The sequence below is a fragment of the Sorangium sp. So ce119 genome (assembly GCF_051524405.1).
In the GTDB taxonomy this organism is placed as follows: Bacteria; Myxococcota_A; Polyangia; order Polyangiales; family Polyangiaceae; genus Sorangium; species Sorangium cellulosum_G.
Genome location: NZ_CP150310.1, coordinates 11,294,161 through 11,318,479 on the forward strand (window position 1 = coordinate 11,294,161; position 24,319 = coordinate 11,318,479).

The 24,319-nt window shown below is 74.3% G+C and carries 19 protein-coding genes and 1 pseudogene; 11 read left to right on the forward strand and 9 right to left on the reverse strand.

Annotation, left to right across the window (positions count from 1 at the left end):
- The first annotated feature begins 13 nt into the window (after nucleotides 1-13).
- From WME76_RS42630 to eutB, 3 genes are read left to right on the forward strand one after another with little or no spacing between them, the layout of a single operon-like run.
- The gene (locus WME76_RS42630) at nucleotides 14-691 is read left to right on the forward strand and encodes a DUF4336 domain-containing protein (RefSeq protein ID WP_437957888.1); all 678 of its coding nucleotides are present in this window, start codon (nucleotides 14-16) and stop codon (nucleotides 689-691) included.
- A 9-nt stretch (nucleotides 692-700) separates the two neighbouring features.
- Complete coding sequence (locus WME76_RS42635; protein WP_437957889.1) at nucleotides 701-2,113, forward strand: ethanolamine ammonia-lyase reactivating factor EutA; 1,413 nt, start codon at nucleotides 701-703, stop codon at nucleotides 2,111-2,113.
- 46 nt (nucleotides 2,114-2,159) lie between these two features.
- Nucleotides 2,160-4,382: an ethanolamine ammonia-lyase subunit EutB gene (gene eutB, locus WME76_RS42640; RefSeq protein ID WP_437957890.1), complete on the forward strand. Its 2,223-nt coding sequence runs from the start codon at nucleotides 2,160-2,162 to the stop codon at nucleotides 4,380-4,382.
- A gap of 69 nt (nucleotides 4,383-4,451) precedes the next feature.
- Here the strand turns inward: eutB and WME76_RS42645 are convergent, their stop codons facing one another.
- Together WME76_RS42645 and hisC are read right to left on the reverse strand one after the other, a co-directional pair.
- The gene (locus WME76_RS42645; RefSeq protein WP_437957891.1) at nucleotides 4,452-6,494 is read right to left on the reverse strand and encodes a DUF4832 domain-containing protein; all 2,043 of its coding nucleotides are present in this window, start codon (nucleotides 6,492-6,494) and stop codon (nucleotides 4,452-4,454) included.
- A gap of 267 nt (nucleotides 6,495-6,761) precedes the next feature.
- The gene (gene hisC / locus WME76_RS42650) at nucleotides 6,762-7,850 is read right to left on the reverse strand and encodes a histidinol-phosphate transaminase (RefSeq protein ID WP_437957892.1); all 1,089 of its coding nucleotides are present in this window, start codon (nucleotides 7,848-7,850) and stop codon (nucleotides 6,762-6,764) included.
- Nucleotides 7,851-8,071: 221 nt separating this feature from the next.
- On the opposite strand from hisC, the gene WME76_RS42655 reads away from it, so the two are divergent.
- On the forward strand, nucleotides 8,072-8,629 hold the full coding sequence (locus WME76_RS42655) for a glycine cleavage system protein R (RefSeq protein WP_433932117.1): 558 nt from the start codon (nucleotides 8,072-8,074) through the stop codon (nucleotides 8,627-8,629).
- 108 nt (nucleotides 8,630-8,737) lie between these two features.
- Nucleotides 8,738-9,676 carry a hypothetical protein gene (locus WME76_RS42660; RefSeq protein WP_437957893.1) on the forward strand — a complete coding sequence of 313 codons (939 nt, stop codon included), beginning with the start codon at nucleotides 8,738-8,740 and terminating at the stop codon, nucleotides 9,674-9,676.
- A 121-nt stretch (nucleotides 9,677-9,797) separates the two neighbouring features.
- Here the strand turns inward: WME76_RS42660 and WME76_RS42665 are convergent, their stop codons facing one another.
- Nucleotides 9,798-10,580, reverse strand: coding sequence for an HAD family hydrolase (locus WME76_RS42665; RefSeq protein WP_437957894.1), 783 nt, complete (start codon nucleotides 10,578-10,580; stop codon nucleotides 9,798-9,800).
- Between the two features lie 238 nt (nucleotides 10,581-10,818).
- Here WME76_RS42665 and WME76_RS42670 point away from each other — a divergent pair, with 238 nt between their 5' ends.
- The 3 genes from WME76_RS42670 (at nucleotide 10,819) to WME76_RS42680 (ending at nucleotide 12,620) form a co-directional block, all read left to right on the forward strand.
- Nucleotides 10,819-11,607 carry a Uma2 family endonuclease gene (locus WME76_RS42670; RefSeq protein ID WP_437957895.1) on the forward strand — a complete coding sequence of 263 codons (789 nt, stop codon included), beginning with the start codon at nucleotides 10,819-10,821 and terminating at the stop codon, nucleotides 11,605-11,607.
- A gap of 85 nt (nucleotides 11,608-11,692) precedes the next feature.
- Nucleotides 11,693-11,962, forward strand: a complete 270-nt coding sequence (locus tag WME76_RS42675; protein ID WP_437957896.1) for a DUF2277 domain-containing protein — start codon at nucleotides 11,693-11,695, stop codon at nucleotides 11,960-11,962.
- 79 nt (nucleotides 11,963-12,041) lie between these two features.
- Nucleotides 12,042-12,620: a Uma2 family endonuclease gene (locus WME76_RS42680; RefSeq protein WP_437957897.1), complete on the forward strand. Its 579-nt coding sequence runs from the start codon at nucleotides 12,042-12,044 to the stop codon at nucleotides 12,618-12,620.
- Nucleotides 12,621-12,677: 57 nt separating this feature from the next.
- Here WME76_RS42680 and WME76_RS42685 read toward each other — a convergent pair whose 3' ends face one another.
- Both WME76_RS42685 and WME76_RS42690 read right to left on the reverse strand, forming a co-directional pair.
- Nucleotides 12,678-15,152, reverse strand: coding sequence for a substrate-binding domain-containing protein (locus WME76_RS42685; RefSeq protein ID WP_437957898.1), 2,475 nt, complete (start codon nucleotides 15,150-15,152; stop codon nucleotides 12,678-12,680).
- Nucleotides 15,153-15,286: 134 nt separating this feature from the next.
- Nucleotides 15,287-15,397: pseudogene (locus tag WME76_RS42690) on the reverse strand (HTH domain-containing protein); the annotation flags it as partial.
- Nucleotides 15,398-15,480: 83 nt separating this feature from the next.
- On the opposite strand from WME76_RS42690, the gene WME76_RS42695 reads away from it, so the two are divergent.
- A complete protein-coding gene (locus WME76_RS42695) occupies nucleotides 15,481-16,218 on the forward strand; it encodes a glutathione S-transferase family protein (RefSeq protein ID WP_437957899.1) in 738 nt (245 codons plus the stop codon).
- Between the two features lie 60 nt (nucleotides 16,219-16,278).
- Here the strand turns inward: WME76_RS42695 and WME76_RS42700 are convergent, their stop codons facing one another.
- Nucleotides 16,279-18,579 carry a beta-propeller domain-containing protein gene (locus WME76_RS42700; protein ID WP_437957900.1) on the reverse strand — a complete coding sequence of 767 codons (2,301 nt, stop codon included), beginning with the start codon at nucleotides 18,577-18,579 and terminating at the stop codon, nucleotides 16,279-16,281.
- 516 nt (nucleotides 18,580-19,095) lie between these two features.
- Here WME76_RS42700 and WME76_RS42705 point away from each other — a divergent pair.
- A complete protein-coding gene (locus WME76_RS42705; RefSeq protein WP_437287866.1) occupies nucleotides 19,096-19,938 on the forward strand; it encodes a Uma2 family endonuclease in 843 nt (280 codons plus the stop codon).
- Between the two features lie 13 nt (nucleotides 19,939-19,951).
- Here WME76_RS42705 and WME76_RS42710 read toward each other — a convergent pair whose 3' ends face one another.
- The 3 genes from WME76_RS42710 to WME76_RS42720 form a co-directional block, all read right to left on the reverse strand.
- Nucleotides 19,952-21,034 carry a hypothetical protein gene (locus WME76_RS42710; protein WP_437957901.1) on the reverse strand — a complete coding sequence of 361 codons (1,083 nt, stop codon included), beginning with the start codon at nucleotides 21,032-21,034 and terminating at the stop codon, nucleotides 19,952-19,954.
- Between the two features lie 139 nt (nucleotides 21,035-21,173).
- On the reverse strand, nucleotides 21,174-22,190 hold the full coding sequence (locus tag WME76_RS42715; RefSeq protein WP_437957902.1) for a tetratricopeptide repeat protein: 1,017 nt from the start codon (nucleotides 22,188-22,190) through the stop codon (nucleotides 21,174-21,176).
- Complete coding sequence (locus WME76_RS42720; protein ID WP_437957903.1) at nucleotides 22,187-23,425, reverse strand: hypothetical protein; 1,239 nt, start codon at nucleotides 23,423-23,425, stop codon at nucleotides 22,187-22,189. The genes WME76_RS42715 and WME76_RS42720 overlap by 4 nt, the downstream gene beginning before the upstream one ends.
- A 187-nt stretch (nucleotides 23,426-23,612) precedes the next feature.
- Between WME76_RS42720 and WME76_RS42725 the strand changes: the two genes are divergently transcribed.
- Nucleotides 23,613-24,281, forward strand: a complete 669-nt coding sequence (locus WME76_RS42725; protein WP_061619356.1) for a hypothetical protein — start codon at nucleotides 23,613-23,615, stop codon at nucleotides 24,279-24,281.
- Nucleotides 24,282-24,319 lie beyond the last annotated feature (38 nt).

The window sequence follows — 24,319 nt, forward strand, 5'->3', positions numbered from 1 at the left end:
TACCAATTGGAGCATGCTGAGACAGCTCGATCAAGCCATCTGGGCTGCGGAAGACACGTTGAAGCTGCCAGGAATGCGTTTCCCGCTGCGATCTCCGGTCGTGCGCCTGGGGGACGGCGGGCTGATCCTCTTCTCGCCGCTCCCGAGCGTGGAGCACGTGGCGGGGGAGATCCGCGCGCTCGGCGAGGTGCGGGCGATCGTGGCGCCGAACCTGATGCACCACCTCGGCCTCGCGCCGGCGGCCAGGCTGTTCCCGGGCGCGCGGGTGGTCGGCCGCCGCGGGCTCCACGAGAAGTGCCCTGGCGTGACGTTCACCGGCGTGCTCGACGACGCGCCGGACCCGCTCTGGTCCGCGGAGATCGACCAGGTGGCGGTCGGCGGGATGCCGAGGCTCGACGAGGTGGCCTTCTTCCACCGGCCCACGAGGACCCTCTTCCTCTGGGATCTCTGCTTTCACATCACGCGGAGCGAGCACTTCCCGACGCGCCTCCTCATGCGCCTCAACGGGGCCTATGGCCGGTTCGGCCCGACGCGCGTCGCGCGCTCGATGATGCGCGATCGCGCGGCGGTGGGGGCGGCGGTGAGGCAGATGCTCGCGTGGGCGCCGGAGCGCATCGTGGTGGCGCACGGCGACGTCATCGAGCGCGGCGGGCAGGCCGCGCTGCAAGGCGCGTTCGAGCGGGCGCTGTGAGGTCCCGGGATGGGCGCGCGGGTCACGCTGCTCGGCCTGGATTTCGGCTCCACGACGAGCTGCGCCGTGGTCGCCGCGGCGGCGCTCACGCGCGCCGCGGGCACCGGTCGGGTGGAGCTTGGCGCGCTGGAGGAGCGCTACCGATCGGAGATGGCGCTCACGCCCCTCGCCGGTGACGCCCTCGATCTCGACGCCGCGGCGGCGCTGCTCGACCGCTGGCTCGCCGAGGGCGGCGTGGAGCCCGGGGCCATCTTCGGCGGCGGGGCGATCATCACCGGCCTCGCCGCGCGCCGACCCAACGCCGACGCGCTCGCACGGCTGATCCGCGGGCGCGTCGGCGAGGCGCTGCTCGCGGTCGCCGAGGACCCTTGCCTCGAGTCCTGGGTGGCCTTCATGGGCAGCGCCGCGCCCCTGTCGCGCGCGCGCCCCGGAGAGCCCTTCATCAACCTGGACATCGGCGGCGGCACCACCAACCTCGCGCTCGGCCTTGCCGGCGAGGTCCAGCGCACCGGCTGTCTCCTCGTCGGCGCGCGCCACGTCGCGCTCGACCCGCGCTCGCGCCGTATCCGGTCGCTCACGCCCGAGGCCCGGTCCGCCCTCGACCACCTCGGCCTTCACCGCGGCCCGGGCGACGCGCTCTCCCAGGCCGAGGCCGAGGCGGTGGCCGCGTTCCACGTCGAGCTGCTCGAGGCGGCGCTCGCGGGGCGCGCCGAAGCCTTCGCCGCGCCCGCGGCCGCGCGCCACGTGCAGGTGCCGTTCGCGCTGCCGGAAGGGCTCGCGGCGCCCACGCTCACCTTCTCCGGCGGCGTGGGCGAGCTGATCTACGCCGGGCTGGCCGGTCGCCCCCTGCCGGAGCCCGCCCACCACGGCGATCTCGGCGTGGACCTCGCCCGGGCGATCCTCGCCTCGCGGCGGCTGATGGCGCGGGTCGCGACGCCCGCCGGCATGGGCCGGGCGACGGCGTACGGCCTCCTGCGCCACGCCACCCAGCTCTCCGGGGCGACGCTGTTCCTCCCGCGCCCCGAGCGCTTGCCCCTGCGCGACCTGCCCATCCTGGCGCGGCTCTCGCCGGCCTCCGCCGACGGCGAGATCGATCACGCCGTGGACCTCTTCCGTCGGAGCCCCGGCGGCTGCTGCCTGGAGATCGCCCTCGACGATGTCTCGGCGCCCGCCCTCCGGCTCCTCGGCGGGCGCCTCGCCGGCGCGCTGCGCCGGGCCGGGCCGATCCCGGATCACCCGCTCGTGCTCCTCACCGCGCAGAACGCGGGCAAGACGCTCGGCGGCTACGTGACCGGCTGGGGCGCGCTGCCCCTCGACCTCCTCGTCATCGACGAGGTGGAGGCGCGCGGTGCCCGGTTCGTCCAGATCGGACGCCTGTGCGATCAGGTCCTGCCGGTCTCATTCTATGGGATGACGCCGTGATGACGCGGTGACGTCGGGCGATATCCTGTGGAGGGAGGAGCGCGCCGTGAAAGAGTTGACCCCGCTCGATCGGATCGAGGTCCCCCGCCCCCGCCCCGACGTCGCGTACGCGGCCCGCCTGCCCGGCCACGACGCCTCGTTCCGCGGCCTCAAGCGGCTCCTCGGCGCCGCCGACTGCAGCAAGGCCGGCGACCGCCAGGCCGGCCTCGCGGCGCGCGGAGACGCGGCGCGGGAGGCCGCGCGCGAGCTGCTCGGCGAGCTGACGCTCGAACATCTCCACGATCACCCGCTCACCGACGAGCGGGGCGAGGTCGACGCGGTGATGCGCGTCAATTACGACATCGACCGCGACGCATTCGCCCCGATCGCCTCCCTGCGCCTCGGCGAGCTCAAGGACCAGCTGCTCCGCGCCCCCGGCGCGGAGGTGGCGCGCGTCGGCGGCGCCTTGACCGGGGTCATGGCCGCGGCGCTCGCCAAGCTCTGCGACGTGCATGAGCTGGTCTACCTCGCCCGCAAGATCAGCCGCCCCACCCGCGCGCGCACGCTCCTCGGCGCCCCCGGCACGCTCGCCTCGCGCCTTCAGCCGAACCACCCCACCGACGATCTGCGCGGCATCACCCTGCTGCTCTACTGGGGTCTCTCCCTCGGCGCCGGCGACGCGCTGCTCGGCGTCAACCCCGCGGCCGGCACGGTGGAGACCACCGCCGCGATCCTCCGCCACCTCGACCGCATTCGCCGCGCGACCGGCGTCCCCACGCAGATCTGCTGTCTGTCGCACCTCAAGGTGCAGCTCGCCGCGCTCGAGCAGGGCGCGCCGGTGGAGATCCTCTTTCAGAGCCTGGCCGGCACCGAGTCCTGCAACGTCACCGAGTTCGACATCACCGTGGATCTCCTCGACGACGGCTATCGCCGCATGGCCGCGCGCGGCCCGCTCGCGGGCCAGGCCGAGCAGTTCATGTATTTCGAGACCGGCCAGGGCAGCGAGCTCACCTACGGCAAGCACAACGGCATCGACATGGCCACGGCCGAGGCGCTCTGTTACGGGCTCGCGCGCCGCTGGGACCCGTTCATGGTCAACAACGTCACCGGCTTCATCGGTCCGGAGACGCACCTCGACGATCGCGAGATGATCCTCGCGAACCTCCAGGACCACTTCATGGGCAAGCTCCTCGGCGTGCCCATGGGCATGGCCCCCTGTTACACGCTGCACGCCCACGTCACGCTGGAGGGCCAGCAGATGGCGACGCAGCTCCTCACCGCCGCGGGCGCCAACTATTACATGGACGTCTGTCTCAACACGGATCGCATGCTCGCCTATTTCGATACGAGCGGGCACGACGTGCAGACCTTGCGGGAGATCCACGGCCGCGCGCCCGGCGGCGAGTTCCTGGAGTGGGCCATCGAGCGGGGTATCCTGGCGCGCGCGGGGGAGGGGGACGGGAAGCGGGGGTGGACGCCGGGGGCGATCACCCGCGGTCCGCGCTTCGGCGACGTGCGGCAGTTCTGCCCGGACGAGGCCGAGCTGGCGGAGCTGCTCGCGGCGACGCCCGCGGCTCACGGCTTTGCCACGGCCGGTCCGCGCCCGGCCAACGCGGTGAGCCGAAGGAGCCGCCTTGACGAGGCCATCGCGCGAGGGGCCCTCGAGAGCGAGCTGCGCGAGGAGGCGCTGGCCGGCGTCGCCGCGTTCCGGGTCATCACCACGACGGCGGCCAGCAAGGACGAGCACCTCGGCTCCGCCGACGCGGGCGCGCGCCTCTCCCCGGAGAGCGCCGCCTGGCTCGCGCCGGAGGACGCGCAGGTGCAGATCGTTGTGTCCGACGGCCTGAGCGCCGAGGCCGTCCACCACAACGTCCCCGACCTGCTCCCGGTCCTGCTGGACGGCCTCGCGGCGCGCGGCGTGACCGTCGGGCGGCCGCTGCTCGCGCGGTACGGCCGGGTGAAGCTCGCCGAGGCCGTCGCCGAGCGGCTCGGGGCGCGGCTCGTCGTGATGCTCCTCGGCGAGCGCCCGGGCAGCGGCGAGCTCGCCTCGCGCAGCCTCTCGGCCTACCTCGCCTACCGCCTCGCGCCCGGCGTGGACCAGGAGGCTGCCGCCGCCTTCAGCGGCAATCCAGCGATCGGCTTCGAGTACACGGTGATCTCCAGCATCCACGCCGGCGGGTTGCCCGCCGCGGAGGCGGGCGGGGTGCTCGTCGAGAGGGTCCTGCAGGTGCTCGCGCGCCGCGCGGCCGGCAACCGGCTGGAGGCGTTGCTCGCCGGCGATGCGGCCTGAGCGCCGCCTGCGCCGGGCGCAGAGGCGCTCGCCACGGTACCCCGCTCTACCGGTTCTTTTGCGTGCCAGTCACTCGACCACCCGGACCGTGGCGTCGAGCAGGTTCACGCCCGTGGCGCTGTCCCACGTCGCGCCGCTCGAGAGCCGGATCGCGTAGCGGGGATCGTCGCGCAGGCGTTCAGCCTCGTCCGGCAGCCACACGCCGAGCTGGTAGTCGCCCGGGGGAAGATCGGCCGGGAGCTGCGCCGCGAGGCAGAGATCGCTCTCCTCGCCCGGCGCCCACCGGCGCGGATCGGCGTCGACCTGGACGAAGCGCCGCGTCGCGCCCTGCTGGAGCACGAGATACACCGGGCGCGGGTTGTAGGCCCGAGCATAGCCGTCGTTGAACACGCGCAGCCGGAGAGAGAGAGACTGCCCGCGCGCGACCTGCTCGGGGGACTCGTGCCCCATCACGGCGAAGCGGTAGCCGAGCCGGCAGGCGACGGTCTCGAAGCAGCCCTCGGATCTCCAGTCGGCGATCACGTCAGGGTGGTAATCGGTGTTGATGAAGCTCCAGTGGTGCGTGGAGAGCTCGGCGAGCGCCGAGGCGCACTGGCTGCGCGGCGGGTTGCGGCCGCACGTCTCGCCGCCGACGGGCACGAACGCGGAGTCCGCGGCGGCATACGCCTTCTCGCCGGGGAGCTGGTAGGTGCCGACATCATCGTCGCTCGCGAGGAAGCAGTCGTTCAGGTGGCCGACGCGCGAGAGCGGCGCTCCGGAGAACGCCGTCTCCTCGGTGAGCGGGCCGCCGTACGCCGCGAGCTTGTGAGAGGGGCGGCGCGCGAGGATCATCCGGTTCTCGGGGATCGCCTCGAGCAGCGCGTCGAAGATCTGTTCGCGGCTGTCAGGGCTCGTGAGGTCGTTCGTCGAGGAGTGCCACTCGCCCCAGGCGCCGACGAAGCCTGGATGCAGCACGGCGATGACATCGGCGTTTTGCTGGAGCACGGGCTCGAGCTGAGCGATGTGGGACAGCACGCGGCTGAGCGGCGCGTCCGGCGCGGTGCCCGTGTCCGCGTAGTAGAAGCGGGGGAGCACCTTGAGCCCCGCCGAGCGCACGGCGGCGAAGCTCGCGCCGAGCTGGTCGAGGAGCCCCTGGTCGATGTCCCGCGTGCGGTAGTCGTCGAGGAGCACCTTGCCGTAGATCAGCGTGTAGCCATCGGCCCGGAGGTTCGAGAGCGCGTCGAGGCTCCGGAGGTCCTTGAAACGAAAGACGCCGCGCTCGGGGTTGAGCACGCCCCGGCACTCGGCGTCGCCGGAGGGATCCGCGCCCGCGGCGAACAGCCTGGGCGAGTAGGAGCGCGCCACGGTGGCGCCGCCGAGCCCGCAGGCGCCGGGCGGGTCACCGGCGCCGCCGCTGCCGCTGCCGCTGCTGACGCCGCTGCCGCCGGTGCTGCCGGTGCTGCCGGTGCCGCCGCTGCCGGCATCGCCGCCGCCGCTGCCGTTGCCGCTGCTGCTGGCGGTCCCGGTGAGGACCAGCTCGTCCAGCAGCGAGGCGTCGGCGCGGCTTCGCGTCGCGTACCGGATCTTGATCTGCCCGCCGGGGGCGAAGCGGCCGTACGGCGCCGGGAGCGCGAGCGTCGCGCTCGACCAGGACCACGCGGCGGCGAACGCGTTGTCGCCGATCGTCACCCACGCGTTCGCGTCGGCGTCCCACGCCTCCAGCGTCCAGCGCATGTCGGACTTCCGCGGGCCGCGGTAGCTCACGTCGAGGGACAGCGACGACAGGTCGGCTCCAGACACCCCCGCCGGGAGCGCATAGTCGCACGTGGCGGACGAGCCCGGAGCGAACTCGACGTACTTGCTCCAGTCGTCCTGCTCCCCGGTGAGCTCGCGCGCCGAGAGCGCGGCGGCGGTCTGTCCGTCGCCGAGGCTGCCCCGCTCGATGGTCAACTGCGAGCACGTCAGCCGGAAGCCCGCGCTTGTCGCGCTGGAGGTCAGCGCGTCGACCGGGCTGCCGTCGCCGGCGCCCGCGCCGCACGCGGTCAGGAGCGCAAGGGACAGGCAGGGAAAGGCGCCGCCGCGAAGAAGGCGCGACAGGGCGTGGAACGATGACCGGGTGCTGTGGTGACGCATAAGCGATCTCCTGCTGGCGATGAAGAATTGAAGCTGGACTGCACGATCTCGCGGTCTCGCTGTCGAGCCCACGTTCGGCGCAGCCTCGATGCACGGTCGAGGCCACCGGAGCAGCCCGCGTGAGCGCGGGGCGCAGACGTCAGGAGCTGCGCAAGGATCGACCACTTGCGCACGAAGCGGACAGCAGGTGAGGTCGTTCAGCGGGACGGCGTCGGATGAGGCGTCCGCGGGGGCGGGCCGGGCTGGTCGTCGCGGCCGAGCTGCTCTCTAGGCCTTCGCGGCAGCGCGAGAGATCTCGTCGATCGCCCCGAGCAACGCGTCGTTCTGCTCCGGTGTGCCCACCGTGATCCGCAGCTTGTCGTGGAGCCGCGGCGCATCCCAGTAGCGCACGAAGATCGCCCGATCGTGGAGCGCCCGGTACATCGCCTGCGCCGACAGCCCCCCGGCCGGCGGCGCCGCCAGGACGAAGTTGCTCTGGCTCGGCGCCACCGTGAACCCCTTCTGCTGGAGCGCGCGCGCCAGCCGGGCTCGCTCCGCGATCACCTTCTCCCAGCTCTTCCTCGCCTCGTCCCGCGCCGACAGCGCCGCGGTCGCCGCGGCCTGCGAGAGGATGTCGGTGTTGTAGCTGTCGCGCGCCTTGTCGAGCGTCTCGATGAGCCGCGGGTGCCCCAGCCCGTACCCGAACCGGAGCCCCGCGAGCGAGTACCCTTTGCTCAGCGTCCGCAGCAGCAGCACGTTGTCGAGCCCCCGCGCCGGGTCGAGCAGCGGCGTCGCGTCGGTCTCCGCGAAGTCGACGTACGCCTCGTCGATCAGGAGCACGCCGCGGAACGCCCGCGCCACGCGCTCGAGCTTGTCCAGCGGCTCGTGCCGCCCCGACGGCGCGTGCGGGTTGACGAGGAGCGCGAGGCGGCAGCCGCTCTCGTTCAGGCGGCTCGCGAAATCCTCCGGGACCGACCAGTCCTCCTCGAGGGGGACCTGGGTGATCGTCGTGCCGTGGATCTCCGCGAGGACGTCATAGAGCGAATAGGTCGGGTACGTCTCGCCGAGGCCGCTGCCGCCGGGCTCGCAGAAGACCGTCACCGCCATGCGCAGCAGCTCGTCGCCGCCGTTCGTGGCGATCACCTGCTCGGGCGACAGCCCGTGGAGCCTCGCGGCGGTCTCGCGGAACTCCTGCGCCCGGGGCGGCGGGTACCGGCGGAGCTGATCGGCCGAGACGCCGCGGATCGCCTCCAGCACGGCGCCCGGCGGCGGATAGGGGTTCTCGTTCGTGTTCAGCTTGACCACGTCGGCCCGCTGCGGCTGCTCGCCGGGCGTGTAGGGCGTGAGGCGATGGATGTTGTCGCGTTCGTACGGCATGGGGATGGCCGTCCTCTCGCCCACTGGCTCGCCGGAGACAAGCGCCTCGTCCGGCGCGGCCGCCCGATCCGGCCCCGCTCCCTTCAGGGGAAGCTCCGCCCCGCGCGGAGATGGCCGCGCCCGGCTGCGGCGGCGCGCCCGGCGATCCGGCCCTCGAGGGGGCGCGCGCGGCGGCGGGCGCTGGTCGCGCCGGCTGCGCCGATCGGACTAAGATGCGCCGCATGACGACGACGCCCGAGCCCGAAACCTTCCTGGTCCTCTCCTGCCTCGGCCCTGACCGGACGGGCCTCGTCGCGGAGGTGACGCACTACCTGACCGAGCGCGGCGCCAACGTCGAGGACAGCCGGATGGCGGTGCTCGGCGGCGAGTTCGGCATCCTCCTGCTCGCGTCGGGCCCGCCCGGCGCGATCGAGGCGGTGGAGCGCGACGCCGCGTCGCTCACCCAGGCGACGGGGCTCACGGTGCAGAGCCGCAGGACCAAGAGCCCCGAGTCGCACCGGCGCGCGGCGACCATCCCGTGCGTCATCTCGGTCGACGCGCTCGACCACGAGGGGATCGTCCGCGCCGTGTCGCGCGCGCTCCACGGCGCCGGCGTGAACATCGTCTCGCTCGAGACCTCGGCATACGAGGCGCCCGTCACCGGGTCGCAGCTCTTCCGGATGGAGGCCCGCGTCGACGTCCCCACCGGGGTCACGCTCGCCCAGCTCCGCAAGGCGATGGACGCGGTCGCGGAGTCCGAGAACCTCGATATCGACGTCCGCTCGCTGATCAAGGCGTGACGCCGCGAGGGTAGGCGCCGCAGGGACGGACGTCGCGGCGGGGAGCTCGCCGGCCGCCTCGCGAGAACGCGGGCCACTCGTCCGGAAGAAGCGCTATCTTCGTGGGCCATGCCCTTCAGCAACCTCAGCTCTCCCCGCAAGGTGCACAGCGTCGACGCGGAGATCCGCGGGGCCGCGTTCCTCGCGAGCCCCGGTCTCGTCGCCATGATCTCGACCGATCCGGTGCGGCTCGGCGTCTGTCCCGTCGGGGGCTCCGGCGCGAAGACGACGAACCTGTCGCTGTCCTCCGCCGAGGACGTGGCGCTCCTCTCGAAGGACGTGGCGGTCGTGCGGAGCGAGGACGCGGTGTGGGCGCTGCTCGGGATCACGCACGGCCCGAAGCTCGACCAGGTCGGCCGGGACGCGCGGCTGCTGGCGATGCGCCCGACGGGGGAGACGGCGCTGGCGCTCGGCTGGGACGGCAGCGCGACGGAGCTGAAGCTGGACAAGAACGAGGTGAACGGCCGCACGTTCGCCGTGCGCGGCGCGGCGCGGGCGTTCGACCTGACCGAGGCCGAGACGCACGTGGTCATGGACGGCGCAGGGGAGGGGGGCGAGCTGCGCGTCCACCCCGGCGCGACGCCGGAGCCCGGCCCCACGCTGCGCGCCTCGCTGCCGCGCGCGGCCCAGAACCTGAACCGCGTGCGCGCCGGGGCGAAGCTCACGGCGGTGTACAAGCGCGGCGCGAGCGCGGTCTGCGCGGTCGTCCGGTCGTCTGGCAAGCTGACGGCCAAGCTGCTCGAGTTCGGCGCGCCCGTCGCGGATGTGGCCGTCCTCGAGTCCAGCCTGTTCGCGGCGTTCGCGGACGGCCGGGTCGCGCTGTTCGACGGCGCCGCCATCGAGGCCGCCTCCGCCGCGCCGCCCGCGCCGACGGCCAGCGTCGCGCTCGGCGCCCGCGGCGAGCCCACCGTGCTCGCGGTCGCGGGCAAAGGGTCGCCTAGCCTGTGGGTGGGCACGAGCGCCGGGGAGATCTGGAGCCTCTCCATCGTGCGCAAGCAGGGCGGCTGAGGCGCGCCGCGCTCTGCGCCTGGGCTCCACGAGCTCCGCTGGGCTGGCGATGGACGCGCCAGACGGGGCGGAGACGTACCTGAAGACGTGACGTGAGCCAGGTCAGCGCCGCGCGCCCGGCTCACGCCGCGCGCGCCGCGAGCCGCCCCTCGACCAGGGCGTCCGCATCGACCTCGTCGAGCGTCGTCACGACGCGATCCGCCCCGGCGGCGACCAGCAGCGCGCGGTCGGCGTGCCGCGCCACCCCGAGCGCGGTCATCCTGCCCGCCTTCGCGGCGAGCACCCCGGCAGGAGCGTCCTCGACGACGAGGCTGCCCGTCGGCCGGACACCGAGCGCGTCCGCGGCGGCCAGGAACAGGTCCGGCGCTGGCTTGCCGCGCGCCACCTCGGCGCCGCAGAGGTCGGCGTCGAACAGGTCGAGCAGCGTCGTGCCCGGCGCGATGGGCGGGCGGCGGATGCCCTGCTGGTCGGCGAAGGTGTCGGCGCGGATCCGGCGGAGGAGCTGGCTGGCGTTCCTGGACGACGACGCCGCCGCGAGGAGCACGCCGCGCGCCTTGAGCCCCAGGACCAGCCGCATCGCGTCCGGGAAGACAACGAACTCCCCCGCGTCGATCTTCCGGAGCAGCATCTCCTGCTTCCGCTCGGCGTACGTGCTGGCGCGCGCCGCGGCGTCGGGCACGCCGAAGTGGTCGAGCGCCGCGCGCGCGCCGCTCTCGCGCGGCTTGCCGGCGATCTCGCCCTGGTAGACGGCCGTCGTGAACCGCTCGGGCGCGTAGCGCGTCTGCGGCGCGATCGCGCGCCACTCCGTGGCCATCAGCGCATCCAGCGCCTCGCGCCAGGCGCGCTCGTGCGGCGAGTCGACCACCACCCCGTCGATGTCGAAGAGGACCCCTTCGAAACGCATGCCGCCGACATGGCGCCGGCGTGTCGCACCGGGAGCCCCGGGCGCGCGCGGGCGATGCGTCGATGCGGTGCGCCGTCGAGGCTGCCCGCGACCTGCGCCGCCGCGGCTGCCCGCGACCTGCGCCGCCGCGGCTGCCCGCGACCTGCGCCGCCGCGCCTGCCCGCGGGCATCGCGCGGCGCCCGACCGCGCCCGCCTGCGGCTCCCGCCGCCGCGCCGGCGGTGCTACCTTGGAGCCACGTGCCCCCTGTCCGCACCGGAGCCAGTCCCACCGCGACGCGCCTGCCGCGCGCGCTCGTCGTCCGCGATCCGGAGCCCGAGGAGCTCCGGGCGACCATCGACTGGTCGGACTGGTACCTCGACGATACCGACGGCATCGGCGCGTGGGGCGAGCACGACGAGATAGCCCGCCTGCTCCTGTCCTCGATCGCGCAGCTCGCGCGCGAGCGCGGCTGGACCGACCACCACGCCGGCGCGGATCGGTTCTTCGCGTGGGTGCGCGAGGAGCCGCTCGTGCGCGTCTCGCCGGACGTCTACTTCCTCGACCACCGGCCCACGCCGCCGCTGCCCAAGCAATGGCAAACGTGGCTGTCCGGCCACCGGCCGCCGCGGTTCGCGCTCGAGATCATCGCGAGCGACTGGCAGAAGGCCTACGAGGACATCCCGCTCAAGTACTGTCAGCTCGGCTGTCCCGAGCTCGCGATCTTCGACCCGCAGGCCGCCGCGCAGCGGCCGCCGGCCGGCAGGGTCGCGCTCCAGGCCTACCGGCGCGACCCCGATGGCGCGTACGTGCGCGTTCACGCGGGCGCCGGCCCCGTGTGGAGTCCCGCCCTCGATAGCTGGCTGTGCGTCGTGGGCAGCGGGGCCGAGGCCCGGCTCCGCCTCGCGCGCTCCGGCGGCAAGGGCGAGCTCGTCCCCACCCAGGAGGAGGTCGCGGCGACCGAGGCGCGCGCCAGGGAAGCGGCCGAGGCGCGCGTGCGCGAGCTCGAGGCGCGCGTGCGCGAGCTGGAGCAGCTCGCGCAGGGGTGATGCCTGATGCACGGAGCGCGGCGCGCCGCGCGACGGACGCCCGCTCGCTTTGGCTTCGCGCAGCGTTCGGCGGTACGCTGGCGCCATGTGCCGAAACATCCGTCCTCTGTTCAACTTCGAGCCGCCGGCGACGGAGGAAGAGATCCGGGCGGCGGCCTTGCAATACGTGCGCAAGGTGAGCGGAACCCGCAGCCCGAGCGGCAAGAACGTCGCCTGTTTCGAGCGAGCCGTCGACGACATCGCCGAGATCACGCGCCGGCTCGTCGAGTCGCTGGAGACCACGGCGCCGCCCAAGAACAAGGAAGTCGAAGCGGCCAGGGCCCGCCTGCGCAACGCGCGCCGCTTCGGCTCCTGACGCGCGAGGGAGCGCTCTCCGCCGCGCTCCGGGCCGCCAGGGCTGGCCCTGGCCCCGCGGCCACGTTAGCTTCGTGCCCATGGGCAACGCCGCCACGACGCAGCGCATGAGCGCTGCGGAGTATCTCGAGTGGGAGCGCGCGCAGGTCGAGAAGCACGAGGTCCACCTCGGCGAGATCTTCGCGATGGCCGGTGGCAGCCCGCGGCACAACCTCCTCTCGGGCGCGGTGGGGGCGGAGCTCCGCGCGGCGGTGCGCGGGAAGCCGTGTCATGTGCTGTCGCCCGGCCAGCGGATCTCCGCGAAGCCGGGGGAACGCTATGTCTACGCGGATGCCGTCGTCGCGTGCGGCGGGGTGCGGCTGGAGACGGGCACAGGCGACGTCCTCGCGAATCCGAGCGTCGTCGTCGAGGTCCTGTCGCCCAGCACCGAGGCGTACGACCGCGGCGAGAAATGGGAAGCCTATCAGCGCATTCCCTCGCTGACAGACTACCTGCTCGTCTCGCAGGGGGCGGTGCGCGTCGAGCACTACCGGCGCGAGGCGGATGATTCGTGGCGCTATCGCGTGATCGAGGCGGGCGGCGCGATCGCCCTGGCGAACGGCGCCAGCCTTCCGGTCGACGCCATCTACGAGGGCGCCTTCGAGCTCGACGCCGGCTGAAGGCGCGGGCTCGTCGCCGGCGCGCGCGGATCCCGAGCGCCGCCTGCGCCGCGCGGCTCAGGATCGCCGGGCGCCCGACGACCGGCTGTACACGACGCGGCCGCCCGTCCGCGACAGGGCGTACGCGAACCCGAGCTCGAGCGTCGAGCGCGTGACCACGCACCCGAGATCCAGCCCCTGCTGCACCATGAGCTGCGCGGCCGCCGGGGTGATGCCGACCAGCACGACCTCGGCCCCGAGCAGCCTCGCCGCCCGCGCCGCCGCCATGAGGTGATCGGCCGCGACCGCATCGACCACCGCCATCCCGGTGACGTCGATCAACACCACGCTCGCCCGGCGCTCGGCGATCTCCCGCAGCATCGACTCGAGGAAGCGGCCTGTCCGCTGCGCATCCATCGCCCCGATGATCGGCATCACCACGATGTCGCGCGCGATGGGCACGACCGGGCTGGAGAGCTCCTGGATCGTGCCGAGCAGCGCCGCCTGCCGGTCGTTCGCGTGCTCGAGCTCCTGGGTCCGCTCGGTGATGCGCCGCAGGAGCTGCGCGTTCTCGAGCGCCACGGCCAGCGTGTCGGTGATGCGCTCGATCTGCGTGAGATCCTCGGCCGAGCACGCCGCGCGGCGCTCGCTGCAGAGGACGAGGACGCCGAGCGCGACCCCCCGGGCGAGCAGCGGGACGCCCACCAGCGTGAGCGTCCCCTTCCGGCGCGCCTCGACCACATCGGGCAAGCGGTGGAGCTCGCCCTCCCCTCCGTCGACGGCGTCGACGATCAGCGAGCGGCCGGCGCTCAGCACCCGCCCGACCAGGGAGTCCGGGGCGAGGCGGGCGCTCTCCTCGACGAAGCCCTCTTCCTTCGCGTCCACGCCGACGGCGAGGATCTCGATCGGGCGGGCCGCCCTGGCGCGCCCGCGCCGTCGGTTCGCGGTCTTGCGCGCGGTCTCCAGGGCCAGGTGCTCCGACAGCGGGCGCGACCACGGCGTGCGCTCGAGGGTCACCACGTCGGCGGCCGTGTCGATGAAGCGCGTCGCGCGCGGATCCTCGCCCCGCCTCGGCGCAGGGAGCTCGGCCAGCGCCTCGTCGACGCCCCTCGAGAGCAGATCGTGGAGCACCTCGACCGCCCGATAGCCCATGTCGTACTCGCGCTGGACCACGGTCGCGTGGATCGTCCCCTCCCTGAGCATCGCGATGGTCTCCGGGACGAGATCGAACGCGACGATCTTGAGGTCACCCTCCCGGCCCATGGCCCTCGCGGCCGCGCCCCAGGCCGGGCCGTTCTCGGCGCAGGCGCCGAAGGCGCCCGCGAGATCGCCTGTCCGCAGGGCCTCCAGGGTGAGCTGCAGCGCGAGCGACGTGTCGTACACGTTCTCGGAGGGAGGCTGCACCGCGATGGCCGTCCCGGCGACCGCCGCGCCGAACCCCGCGACGCGCTCGTTCCCGTTGGGAGCGCGGTGCGAGGCGATCTGCGTGCCGACCGCGCCCCCGCTCGGCAGGAGCCGCGCCATCATCTCGCCGGCGAGCCGGCCAGCCGCCACGTTGTCCGTGCCGACATAGGCCAGCGCGCCGCTGCCCTCCACCGGCGGCGAATCGAACGTGACCACCGGAATCCCCGCCTCCCTGGCGCGCCGGATCGTCGGCTCGAGGCCCGCCGGGTCGATCGGCGCCACCGCGATGCCGTGCACGCCTCGACGGATGCCCTCGTCGAGGAGCGCGCTCTGGCTGCCCTCGCCGCCCGCGGCGCCGAAGCAGAACGTCAGGTCGATGCCGAGGTTGCGCCCCGCCACGAGCGCGCCGTCGCGGACGTTGTTCCAGTAGCTCGTCGGCGCGCGCCGCGGGACCCTGTACATGCGGACGTCGCGGGCCCCTCCCGGGTCGCTCGCCGGCGCGTCCCCGCGGGCAGCGTCCTCCAGCAGGACGAGCTCCACGGCGCTCCATTGCGGCCGTAGCTGGATGCTCTTGATCCCGATCGAGATGATCTCCACGAGCTGGTGCGGGCTGGCCTGCGCGGCCACCGCGTTCAGCACCTCCTCGAGCACGCGGTTCTCGTGGGCCGATCGCGCCTTGTCGTCGTAGAGCTCGCGCCGCTCCAGCGCCGCGCTGGCGCTGGCGGCGAGCGCCAGGAGCAGGCCCCAGCGCTCGTTCGGGAGCGGATCCGCGGTCGGCTGCTCGACGGCGAGCACGCCGATCGACCGCCCGTGCATGCGCACCGGCGCGAGGAGGACGACCGCGCCCTGGGGCAGCCGATCGAGCGCCGCCGCGCCCGGCAGGCGCGCCCCGTACCACGCGGCCGCCGCGACGGCGACGACCTGCGCGCCCCCGGCCGGGTCGAGCAGCGGCCCCGCGCCGGCCGGCCCCGCGTCCGAGGGGACGCGCAGCGGGCCGCCCAGGAGGCCGTCGAGGCCCACGGCAGCCCTGTAGATCAGGCGATCTCCGTCCTCTACCAGGAGGCTGCCGCGCTGCGCCCCAGGCACGCTGTCCGTGGCTTCCTGTACGATGCGGTGCAGCGCTGCGACGAGGTCCAGACCGGTGCTCATGCGCGTTCGATCCTCGCCCCACCCGACCGAGCACGGCGAGGGCTGACCCCAGCAGGCGCGATCGGCCCGCCGCTTGTCAAGCATCCCTCGCGAGGCTCGCGCCGCGGGGCGCAGGCCGGCGGGCGCGCTCAGCGCACCGTGCGCGTCGAGGTCCCGAGCTCCTCGGCGAGCGCCGCCGCGGTGATCGGCGCCCGCTGGCGCCGCAGGATCTGAAGGATCTCGAACAGGCGATCGGCGCGTCGCACGAGGATGCTGACATCAGGGTGTCAGCAGGCCGGGGCTACATCCAGCGCGGTCCACGACGGACCCAGACCCTCGGAGGTTGCTCATGATCACGCTCTACGGCCTCGGCCCCATGTTCGGCTTGCCGGAAGCCAGCCCTTTCGTGACCAAGACCGAGGTCCAGCTCAAGCTGCTGGGCCTCCCGTACCGGAAGGAGCGCGGGCGGCCCGAGCAGTCCCCGAAGGGGCAGGTCCCGTTCATCGACGACGACGGCGCGCGCATCGCCGACTCGCATTTCATCCGCGAGCACCTCGAGCGGAAGCACGGCAAGGATCTCGACGCAGGGCTCGACGCGCGCCAGCGCGCCGAGGCGTGGGCCATCGAGCGCATGCTCGAGAACCATTTCTCCGCGGCCACGCGCCACGCGCGCTGGCTCATCCCGGAGAACTTCGCGAAGGGCCCGGCGCACTTCGTCGACGGCGCGCCGGAGGAGCTGCGCCCGAAGCTGCGCGAGGAGCTCCTCGCGCGGGTCCGCGAGAGCTTCCGGGCGATCGGCGTCGGGCGGCACTCGGACGACGAGGTCGTCGAGCTCGGCGTGCGCTCGCTGGAGGCGCTCTCCGCGCTGCTCGGGGACGAGCCGTACCTCTTCGGCGCGCGCCCTGCCGGGGTCGACGCGACGGCGTTCGCGATGGTGGCCGGCATCCTCACGCCGTTCTTCGAGGCGCCGCTGCGGCGCAGGGCCGAGGGCTTCGCGAACCTCGTCGCGTACGCCGCGCGGGGGATGCGGGAGTTCTATCCGGAGCACCCGTGGGAGGCGCCCCCGGCGGCGCGGCCGGGGGCCTGAGCGGCGCGGCGCCCCACCTCGGAGGGCGGGGCGCCGCGCCAGGATCGCTGCCGCGCGGCGCTACTCCTTGCCGTCGGGCGCGGGCGTGGGCGTGGGCGCGGGCTCGGCGACGTCGCCGCCGCACGCGTACCACGAGGTCGAGGCGGGCAGGGCCACCGACGCGACGGGGGTCGCGAGGTCGTCGAGCGCGTTCACGAGCACGCCGCCGTCGGAGATCGAGTAGACGTGATCCTCGATGAACAGGCCGCGCCACACGTTGGCGCCGCCGTAGTAGTAGCAATCCGGCGTCGGGGTGAAGAAGCCGCTGTGGTCGACCGCGCCGAGCCGGCTGAACCCGTCGGCGATATCGACGTTGAAGAGCTCCAGCGTGCTCGCGATCGCGCCGGTCTCCACGTCGTAGCTCACGAGCGGGAAGGCGAGCACGTCGTGCTCACCGTAGTACGTGAACGCCTTGTGGTCGTACTCGGCCGCCGAGGACGCATACGGCCCTTCGATCGTCTCCTTGTGCAGCTGCGCGGGCGCCGACGGGTCCGTGACGTCGAAGATCTGCAGCGCCAGGCCGGTCACCCTGCCGTCCTCGTCCGCGTCCCTGCCGATCGCCAGCAGGTGTCCGTCGTCGAGCGGGTGCAGGTACTCGCTGAAGCCGGGGATCTTGAGCTCTCCCGCGACGGACGGCGCCGCCGGGTCGGAGAGGTCGAGCACGAACAGCGGGTCGACCTGGAGGAACGTCACGACATAGCCGCGATCCCCGAAGAACCGGGCCGAGCGGATCTGCTCGCCGGGCGCCAGGTCGGTGACGGCGCCGACGCGCGCGAGCTCGGAGCCTTGCGCCTCGAGCACGAACACGCTGTTGCTGGTCGTCCACCTCGGCTCCGCCGGCACCATCGCGGTCGTGGCGACGCGGAGCTTGCCGTTGTGCTCATCGAGCGAGAATTGATTGAGGATATGACCGGGCACCGAGCCCGACGCGACGTACCTGGGCTGGCTCGGGTCGGCGGTCAGATCGAACTTGTGCAGGTGCGTGACGTCGCTGCTCACGAGCGCCTCGCCGGGCGCTCCCGGCGACGCCGGCTCCTGCCAGCCCCGCGCGGCGACATAGAGGGCGTCGTGGCTCGAGTACACCGTGTCGGTCGCGCCGATGATCGAGGTCGACGCCGGCGTCGCGTCGAGATCGCCGAGGTCGATCGACTCGACCTGCGTCAGGCCGTAGGACGTCGTGCCCGCCCCCGGAACATAGAAGTCCGAGCAGCTCGCCCCGAGCTCCGTGACCGTGTCCCCCTGCTTCTCGAAGCGATACGGCAGCCACGTCGACAGCGGCGCGGCCTCGATGATCGCCGTGTTCTCGGCGCGGAGCTGCTCGAACGCCGCGGTCCACGCGTCGGCGGTCTCGGGGTACTCGGTCAGGCTCTCGGGCCAGTAGCCGAGCGCCGGGCCGTGGGCGCCGCCGGTCAGCACCGTGCGGACGTCCTCGCCGGCGCGGCGCGCCGAGGCGTAGCCTCCCTCGAAGTAGAGCTCCTTGACCACGCTGGGCGCGCCGCCCGCGAGGCTCAGGACGGTGAGCTTCGTCAGCGGGGCGTAGACCTCGGGCGCGCCGGGATCCAGGGGAGGAGGCTCGCCGTTGGGGGCCGGGTCGCCCGCCGGCGGGTCGCCGCCCGCCGGCGCATCGGGGGCGTCCGGCGCGCCGTCGCTCGCCGGTTCGTCGGCGCCGCCCGGGTCGCCGTCGCTCGCCGGCGCATCGGGGTCGCCGTCGGACGGCGGCGTGGGCTCGTCGTTCCCGGACGGCTGCATGGGCGTGTCGCGCGGCCCACCGTCCACGTCCGGCGCGGCGCCGCCTGCGGGAGCAGGCTGGGCGATGCCGCCGCTGGCCACGCCGCCGGCGATCACGTAGTCGTAGTAGCCCGGCCGCGGCTCGACGCCCGCTCGTTCGTAGATCGACGGCGCGTTGACCGCCGAGTAGACGACGACCTTGTCGCCCGTCACGAACATCTCGTGCGGCTGCCCCTCGATCGCGAGCGAGCTGCCCACCGCGAGCGACGAGGCCGGCCACGCGGACAGCGTGTAGAAGGTCTGACCGTGAAGCACGTAAAGGTTGTTGCCGTCGGTCTTGACGATATCCGCCTCGTCGACGCCGGCGACCTGGGTGTTCGTGTCCGAGTGGGTCGGGGGGCCGCTGCCGTCCTCCGGGGCGGCCGCGCCGTCGCCGCTGGCCGGCACCGGGGAAGGCGCGGTCGGGTCCGCGTTCTGGCCGGGCGGTGCGCCGACGCCGCCCCCGAGATCGTCGTCGACGGCGATGCCGCCGCCCCCGCGGACGCCGCCGTACACGGAGTAGCTCGCGATCATGGCGTCGATCTGGGCGTTCATCTTGGTGAGCGCGTCCTGCTTCAGCAGCGCCTCGAGGTCCTCGCAGGACTGGGCCCGTTGGAGCGCCGCGCTCTGAGACCCGCTCTGCGAGCCGTCACGCGGTGACTCCGGGTCGCATCCGGCGGCGAGGAGGCCTGTTGCAAGGAGAAGCCAGAGTGAGGAAAGGGCACGGTGTGTTCGCATGGTGCCCGGCACTGCGGCAAGGCCCGCGCCAGCCGTCCGCTCGCCCGTTGCGGCGCGATTCCCCGCACGCCGGACCCGGCGGCGCCGCGGAGGCACGACATCCCTGTACTCGTCAGGGCCCTCTGGCACAGGTGTGCCATGAGGGTGGTGTGACTGGCTACTTCCGCCAATACGAGATGACGTGGAAGGTCATCGATCCCGAGGGGGGGCGGAATGCGCCGGCTCGGCATCCCGCGCGGGGCTCGGCGGTGGGGCCGTCTTCCATCAGCGCGCCGCGGCCAGCAGCGCGCCGCAGCGTCCCCGCGGGGTCGATCGGGGTGCTAGTTTGATCGCGTGGCACCGCCGACTCGCTTCGGGCTCCCGCTCAACCCCCGGCGGCCGCCCCGCGCGCTCGTGCTCCGCGATCTGTCGCCGGAGGAGGCCAGCGCAGCCATCGACTGGTCCGGCTGGTACCTGCCCGACGACGCCGAGCGCCATGGCAAGGCCGAGCGCTCCGGGATCGTGCGCCTGCTGCTCTCGGTGGTCGCGCAGCTCGCGCGCGAGCGCGGCTGGGTCGACTGGTACGCCGGCGCCGACCACGCCTTCGCGTGGGTGCGGAGCGAGCCGCTCGTGCGCGTCCTGCCCGACCTCTACGTCCTCGATCACCGCCCGTTGCCGCCGCTGCCGCGGCAGTGGCAGACGTGGCTGCCGGGCCATCGCCCGCCGCGGTTCGCGCTCGAGATCGTCGCGGGCGACTGGCGCCGGATCTACGAGGACACGCCGGCCAAGTACTGGCAGCTCGGCTGCCCCGAGCTCCTGCTCTTCGATCCGGAGGCCGCCGCCGCGCGCGCGCCGCTCGCGGACGAGCGCGTGCCGCTCCAGCTCTACCGGCGCGACCCCGACGGCACGTACCTGCGCGTCCACGCCGGCGCCGATCCTCTCTGGATCGAGGCGCTCGACGCGCACCTCGTCGTGCTGAAGGACGGCCCGCACCCGACGTTGCGCGTCGCGCGGACCTCCCGCGCGACGGATCTCGTGCCCGCCGAGGAGGAGGCCCTCCGCGCCGAGGGCGAGGCGCGCGCCCAGGAGCAGCGCGCCCGCGCCGCGGAGCAGCGCGCTCGCGTCGCCGCCGAGGCGCGCGTGCGCGAGCTGGAGGCGCGCGTGCGCGACCTCGAGTCCCGCGTGACGCGCCGGTGAGCGGCGGGCGGAGCTAGGCCGGCCGCAGGATCTGGCGCACCGAGTCGACGTCCGCGACCCGGTGGAGCACCGGCTGCAGCCCGGCGCCCGCGGCCTCGCCGAAGGCGCCGCTCGCGGCGACGGCGCGGGCGCGGGGGCCGTCGAGCACGAGGAACACGTCGCGGAGGCCTCCGGCGCCCGGCGCGTCGATCACGTCGACGATGCGCGAGCGATCGAGGTGCAGCTCCTCGTCGCCGCGCTGGATGAGCACGCGCCGATCGGTGATGAGGTACCGCGTGCGCGCCGCGAGCCGCGCGGGGCGCACCACCGACACGTAGAGCATCGCCGCTCCCGCGGCGACGAGCAGCACGATCGTGAGCGACAGCGAGGCGACGAGCGCCACGAACGACACGCTCTCCGGGGCCATGCCCGCCGCGGTCACGATGCGGAGGCTCCGCACCGCGTGCACCGCCGAGACCACCGCGAAGCCGCCGAGGAGCACGCCGATCAGCACCGAGCCGAGGCCGCGCAGGCCGCTCGGGAGCCACTTGTGCCAGCCGTCGGCCGGGTGCGCCGACCAGAGCACCCGCTCGCCCTCGTCGAGGCGCTGCGAGAGCAGCCGGTGACCGTCCCCCGCGGGCGCCGACGGCACGACGCCCCGCAGGATCGCCCAGACGCGGTCCGGCGCGACGACGCCGTTCAGCACGATCGACAGCCGCCGCCGGAGCGCCCCGGTCGGCACCGCCCTCACGAGCTCGAGGTCGCCGACGCCCGGGTGCTTCGGGTGCCAGTGGATGCGCGCGTAGCTGATCGACCGCCGCTCGATGGAGCGGCGGAGCTTCCCGCGCTGCACCACGATGTGCCCGTCGGTGAGCGTGTACTCGAGCTCCGAGCGCCACCAGCGCGGCAGGTAGCTGAACGCGACAGCGAGGCTCCCCATCCAGGCCGCGAACGCGAGGAGCTGGTTCGGCGACGCGCCGAGCGCCTTGCTCACGACGATGGCCGACGCCGTGCTGATCGCGGAGGTCACGCCGCAGACGGCCGCGCCCACGATGTAGAGGAGCGGCGTCGCGACGACCTTGGGACGTCCGGACCAGAGCACGGTCTCATTGAACACCGAGTCGCGCATCTCGACGGATCTCCGTTCGGGGTGAGCTGGCCGGCGCCGCCCCCGCGCGCGAGAGCGACGACGGGATAAGGTGACCCCGCCGGGCTGGGTCGTAAAGGGGCGTCCTGGCCCGGCGCGCCGGATGCGCTCAGCGCCGCTGCGGCGCCGCGGGCGCGGGCTTGCGCAGGCGCTTCATCGTCTGCTCACGCTCCTTCTCGCACTGCGCGCGCCGCGCCTTCGCCAGCGGCACCCAGTGGTCGTTCCCCGGAGCGCGCGCGATGTACGACTCCCACGCAGCCACGGCCTGGAGGTACGCCTCCGCGCGCGCGGCGCCGAGCTCGGCGCTCCGCGCCGCGGCCCAGTGGCCGAGCGCGGCGTACCAGTCGTCGTCGTGAGCGGGCACGTAGAACCAGCCCGCGCCGTTGATCTGCTGGTCGCTCCGATCGTAGGTCCTCGCGAGCCGGATGTGCTCGATGCCGCCCTCCAGGTCGCCCGACCGGTCGAGCGCCACCGCGAGCCCCCAGAGCGTTGTCACGCCGTACCGGAACATGTCGAGCGACCCGAGCGTCGCCAGCGCCGCCCGGTACCCCTCGACCGCGGAGGTGATGTCGCCGAGCGCCATGTAGGCCTCGGCCTGGTTGGCCAGCAGCAGGGCCCGCGAGGCCGCGTGGGGCTCGAGCGCGAGCGCCTCGTCGTACGCCTCGATCTCGTCCGTGTACCTGCCGAGCCGCGCATAGCAGACCGCGAGCGCGTGCCACGCGTCGGCCCGCGAAGGCGCCGGCGGGTTGATGCGCAGGAGCCCCTCGAGCGTCGCGACGGCGCCCTGCACGTCGCCGAGGTGCTCCAGGATGTCGGCGTAGCGGAGCCGCACCGAGGGGTCGCGCGAGGTCGCCGCGCCGGCGCGCTCGTACAGGGTGCGCGCCTCGCGCAGCCAGAGCGGGCCGATCTCCTCGACCCGCTCCAGGAGCGGGCTGCGCCGGAGCCGGTCGTAACGGACGAGGAGCCCGTCCGCCTGGGCGATGAGCGCCGCGCGCTCGTCGGCCGCCGGATCCAGCGCGCGGGACCACACGGTCGGCGCCGCGGCGGCGGGGCCGGGCGCGCGCGTCGCCGCGAGGGCGAGCGCGAGGAGCGCCGCAGCGCCGCGCAGGGGCGACCGCCGGCTCACGGCGCCCCTCCCGGCCGCGTGGGCGCCGCGACGCGCTCCCGCGGGGCGCGCGCTGGCCGGGGGCCCCCGCCGCCTGCGCCCTTCCGGAGCGCCTCGAGGCGCGCGCGCGCCGCCGCGGCCCACGGCCCCTCTCCACCGGCGCCCGACAGATAGGCTTCCCAGCGCGCGATCGCCGCCGCCGCCGAGGTCCGCTCGAGCGCGAGCGCCTCCAGGGCGAGCCTGTCCTCCGGGACCGCGAGGTAGTCGACCGACCGCAGGCGCGCCGCCGCGCTGGCGAGGTCGTCCGCGGCGTGCTCGCGCGCGGCGGCTCCGGCGTGCGGGTCGGCCGCCCGCGCGGCGGATCCGGCCTGCTGGCCGGCGGCGCGCGCCCGCGCGGCGGCTCCGGCGTGCGGGTCGGCCGCCCGCGCGCGCGTCGCCTCCGGAGCGGCGCCGGCCACCTCGCCCTCGAGCGCGGCGTCGGCCTGGGCGCGGTCGCCGGCGCGGTCCAGCGCGAGCGCGAGCGACAGCGTGACGTCGCGGGCGAGCTGCGACTGCGAGCGCTGGCGCGCCTCGCGCAGGTAGGCGATCGCCTCGTCGAGATCGGCGCGGGCGCCCTCTCCGCGTGCGCCGCCCTGCGGCTTCGCGCCCGCGGCGGTGGTCGCCGCGGCGGCGCCCGCGGCGGCGCCCGCCGTGGCCATCGACAGGTGCGCTGCCTCGAGCAGCACGAGCGCGCGCTGGTCCGCGGTGCCGAGCAGGTCGATCCGCGGGACGAGCGCGCGGTACATCGCGAGCGCCTCGTCACGCTTGCCGGTGCGGGCGAGCGATCGGGCGAGGTCGTGCAATGTGGGCGGGTCCTCGACGCTGCGGGGGTCGATGTGCCGCGCGCGGTCGAACGCGCGCGCGGCGTCCCCGGGCGAGCCGAGCGCGAGGGCGGCGCGCGCGAGCAGGACCTGCGGCGCCGCGTGTCCCGGGAGGATCTGGTCGGCGAGGCGCGCCGACTCGCGCGCCGCCTCGGGGTTGCCGCCGAGCTGCGCCTGGCCGCGCGCGAGCAGGTCGCAGTAGCGCGGGAGATCCGGCGCGCGCGCGCGCTCCCAGACGGTGGGCCCCCGCGCGATGGCGCGGCTGGTCCGCGCCGAGCACTCGGGCGGCCTCCCTGCCGCCGCGGCGGCGGCGACGAGATCGCCGCTGCTCTGTCCGCCGTGCGCGGCGAGCGGGAGAGCGAGCAGGGCCGGGAGCAGCAGCGAGCCGAGGTGCACGGCGGCGAGTGTACCAGCGCCGCGCTCCGGAGGCTCACGCCCGGCCGGGGCTGCGTTCCGGTTGATCGCGCGGTCGATGCTCCGTTATGGTGCCCGAGGTGACAGCGCCACGGGGGGCGTTCGCGGGTCGTGTTTCGCCGGACTCCGCAGCCTTGGAGCCTCGTGAGGCCAGAGGAGGATCGACATCATGGGCGAGGTGATTCGCAAGGATGCGCCAGCGGACGACATCATCGGTGACGTGCGCGCGACGCTCCACAGCGCTTCTGCGAAGGGCGGGTCCCTCCGGGAGCTCGCCGAGCAGCGGCTCGTGCCCGTGCTGACGCTCTTCGACGGGGTGGAGGCCCAGCGCAACGCCGCGCGGTCCGAGGCGGAGCCCCTGCTCGCCAAGGTCGAGGCCGAGTCCGCGCGCGCCGACGACGCGCTCGGCAAGGTGGCCGACGACGTCTGGAACGCGGTCGGACGCCCCACCGCCGATCCGGCGCTGTCGATCCTGTTCCCCGGCGGCATGGCCTATTTCGCCGACCACGAGGACGGCGACATCACCGGGCAGCCGGATCGGCTGGAGGTGCTCGCGCAGCTCCTCGGCTCGGGGATCCACCCGAAGCTCAGCCTTGACAAGGCGCAGGCGGCGGCCGCCGAGGTCAAATCCGCCGCCGCGGCGCTGCGCTCGACGGTCGAGGCGACCCGGCTCCCGCTCGAGCGGCTCAGCGTGCTCGATCGCATTCGCGGCGCGGTGGCGAAGAGCGCGCACATCGAGCTCGTGCACCTGAAGCGCCTCTACAAGGCGGCTGGCTTCAGCGAGGCGGAGATCCACGGCGTCATCCCGGATCGCGGCCGCGCGCGGCGCCGGCTGTAGCGCGCCGCGCCGTCCCGGTCGGCCGTCCCTGTGGGCGC

Bases quoted from the DNA above. Each gene is read 5' to 3' on its own strand.
- WME76_RS42660 (WP_437957893.1), top strand. From the start codon at position 8,738: ATGCCCTTCAGCAACCTCAGCTCTCCCCGCAAGGTGCACAGCGTCGAC.
- WME76_RS42630 (WP_437957888.1), top strand. From the start codon at position 14: ATGCTGAGACAGCTCGATCAAGCCATCTGGGCTGCGGAAGACACGTTG.
- WME76_RS42675 (WP_437957896.1), top strand. From the start codon at position 11,693: ATGTGCCGAAACATCCGTCCTCTGTTCAACTTCGAGCCGCCGGCGACG.
- hisC (WP_437957892.1), bottom strand. From the start codon at position 7,850: ATGCCGTACGAACGCGACAACATCCATCGCCTCACGCCCTACACGCCC.
- WME76_RS42665 (WP_437957894.1), bottom strand. From the start codon at position 10,580: ATGCGTTTCGAAGGGGTCCTCTTCGACATCGACGGGGTGGTGGTCGAC.
- WME76_RS42655 (WP_433932117.1), top strand. From the start codon at position 8,072: ATGACGACGACGCCCGAGCCCGAAACCTTCCTGGTCCTCTCCTGCCTC.
- WME76_RS42700 (WP_437957900.1), bottom strand. From the start codon at position 18,579: ATGAACGCCCAGATCGACGCCATGATCGCGAGCTACTCCGTGTACGGC.
- WME76_RS42635 (WP_437957889.1), top strand. From the start codon at position 701: ATGGGCGCGCGGGTCACGCTGCTCGGCCTGGATTTCGGCTCCACGACG.
- WME76_RS42680 (WP_437957897.1), top strand. From the start codon at position 12,042: ATGGGCAACGCCGCCACGACGCAGCGCATGAGCGCTGCGGAGTATCTC.
- WME76_RS42645 (WP_437957891.1), bottom strand. From the start codon at position 6,494: ATGCGTCACCACAGCACCCGGTCATCGTTCCACGCCCTGTCGCGCCTT.
- WME76_RS42685 (WP_437957898.1), bottom strand. From the start codon at position 15,152: ATGAGCACCGGTCTGGACCTCGTCGCAGCGCTGCACCGCATCGTACAG.
- WME76_RS42695 (WP_437957899.1), top strand. From the start codon at position 15,481: ATGATCACGCTCTACGGCCTCGGCCCCATGTTCGGCTTGCCGGAAGCC.
- WME76_RS42725 (WP_061619356.1), top strand. From the start codon at position 23,613: ATGGGCGAGGTGATTCGCAAGGATGCGCCAGCGGACGACATCATCGGT.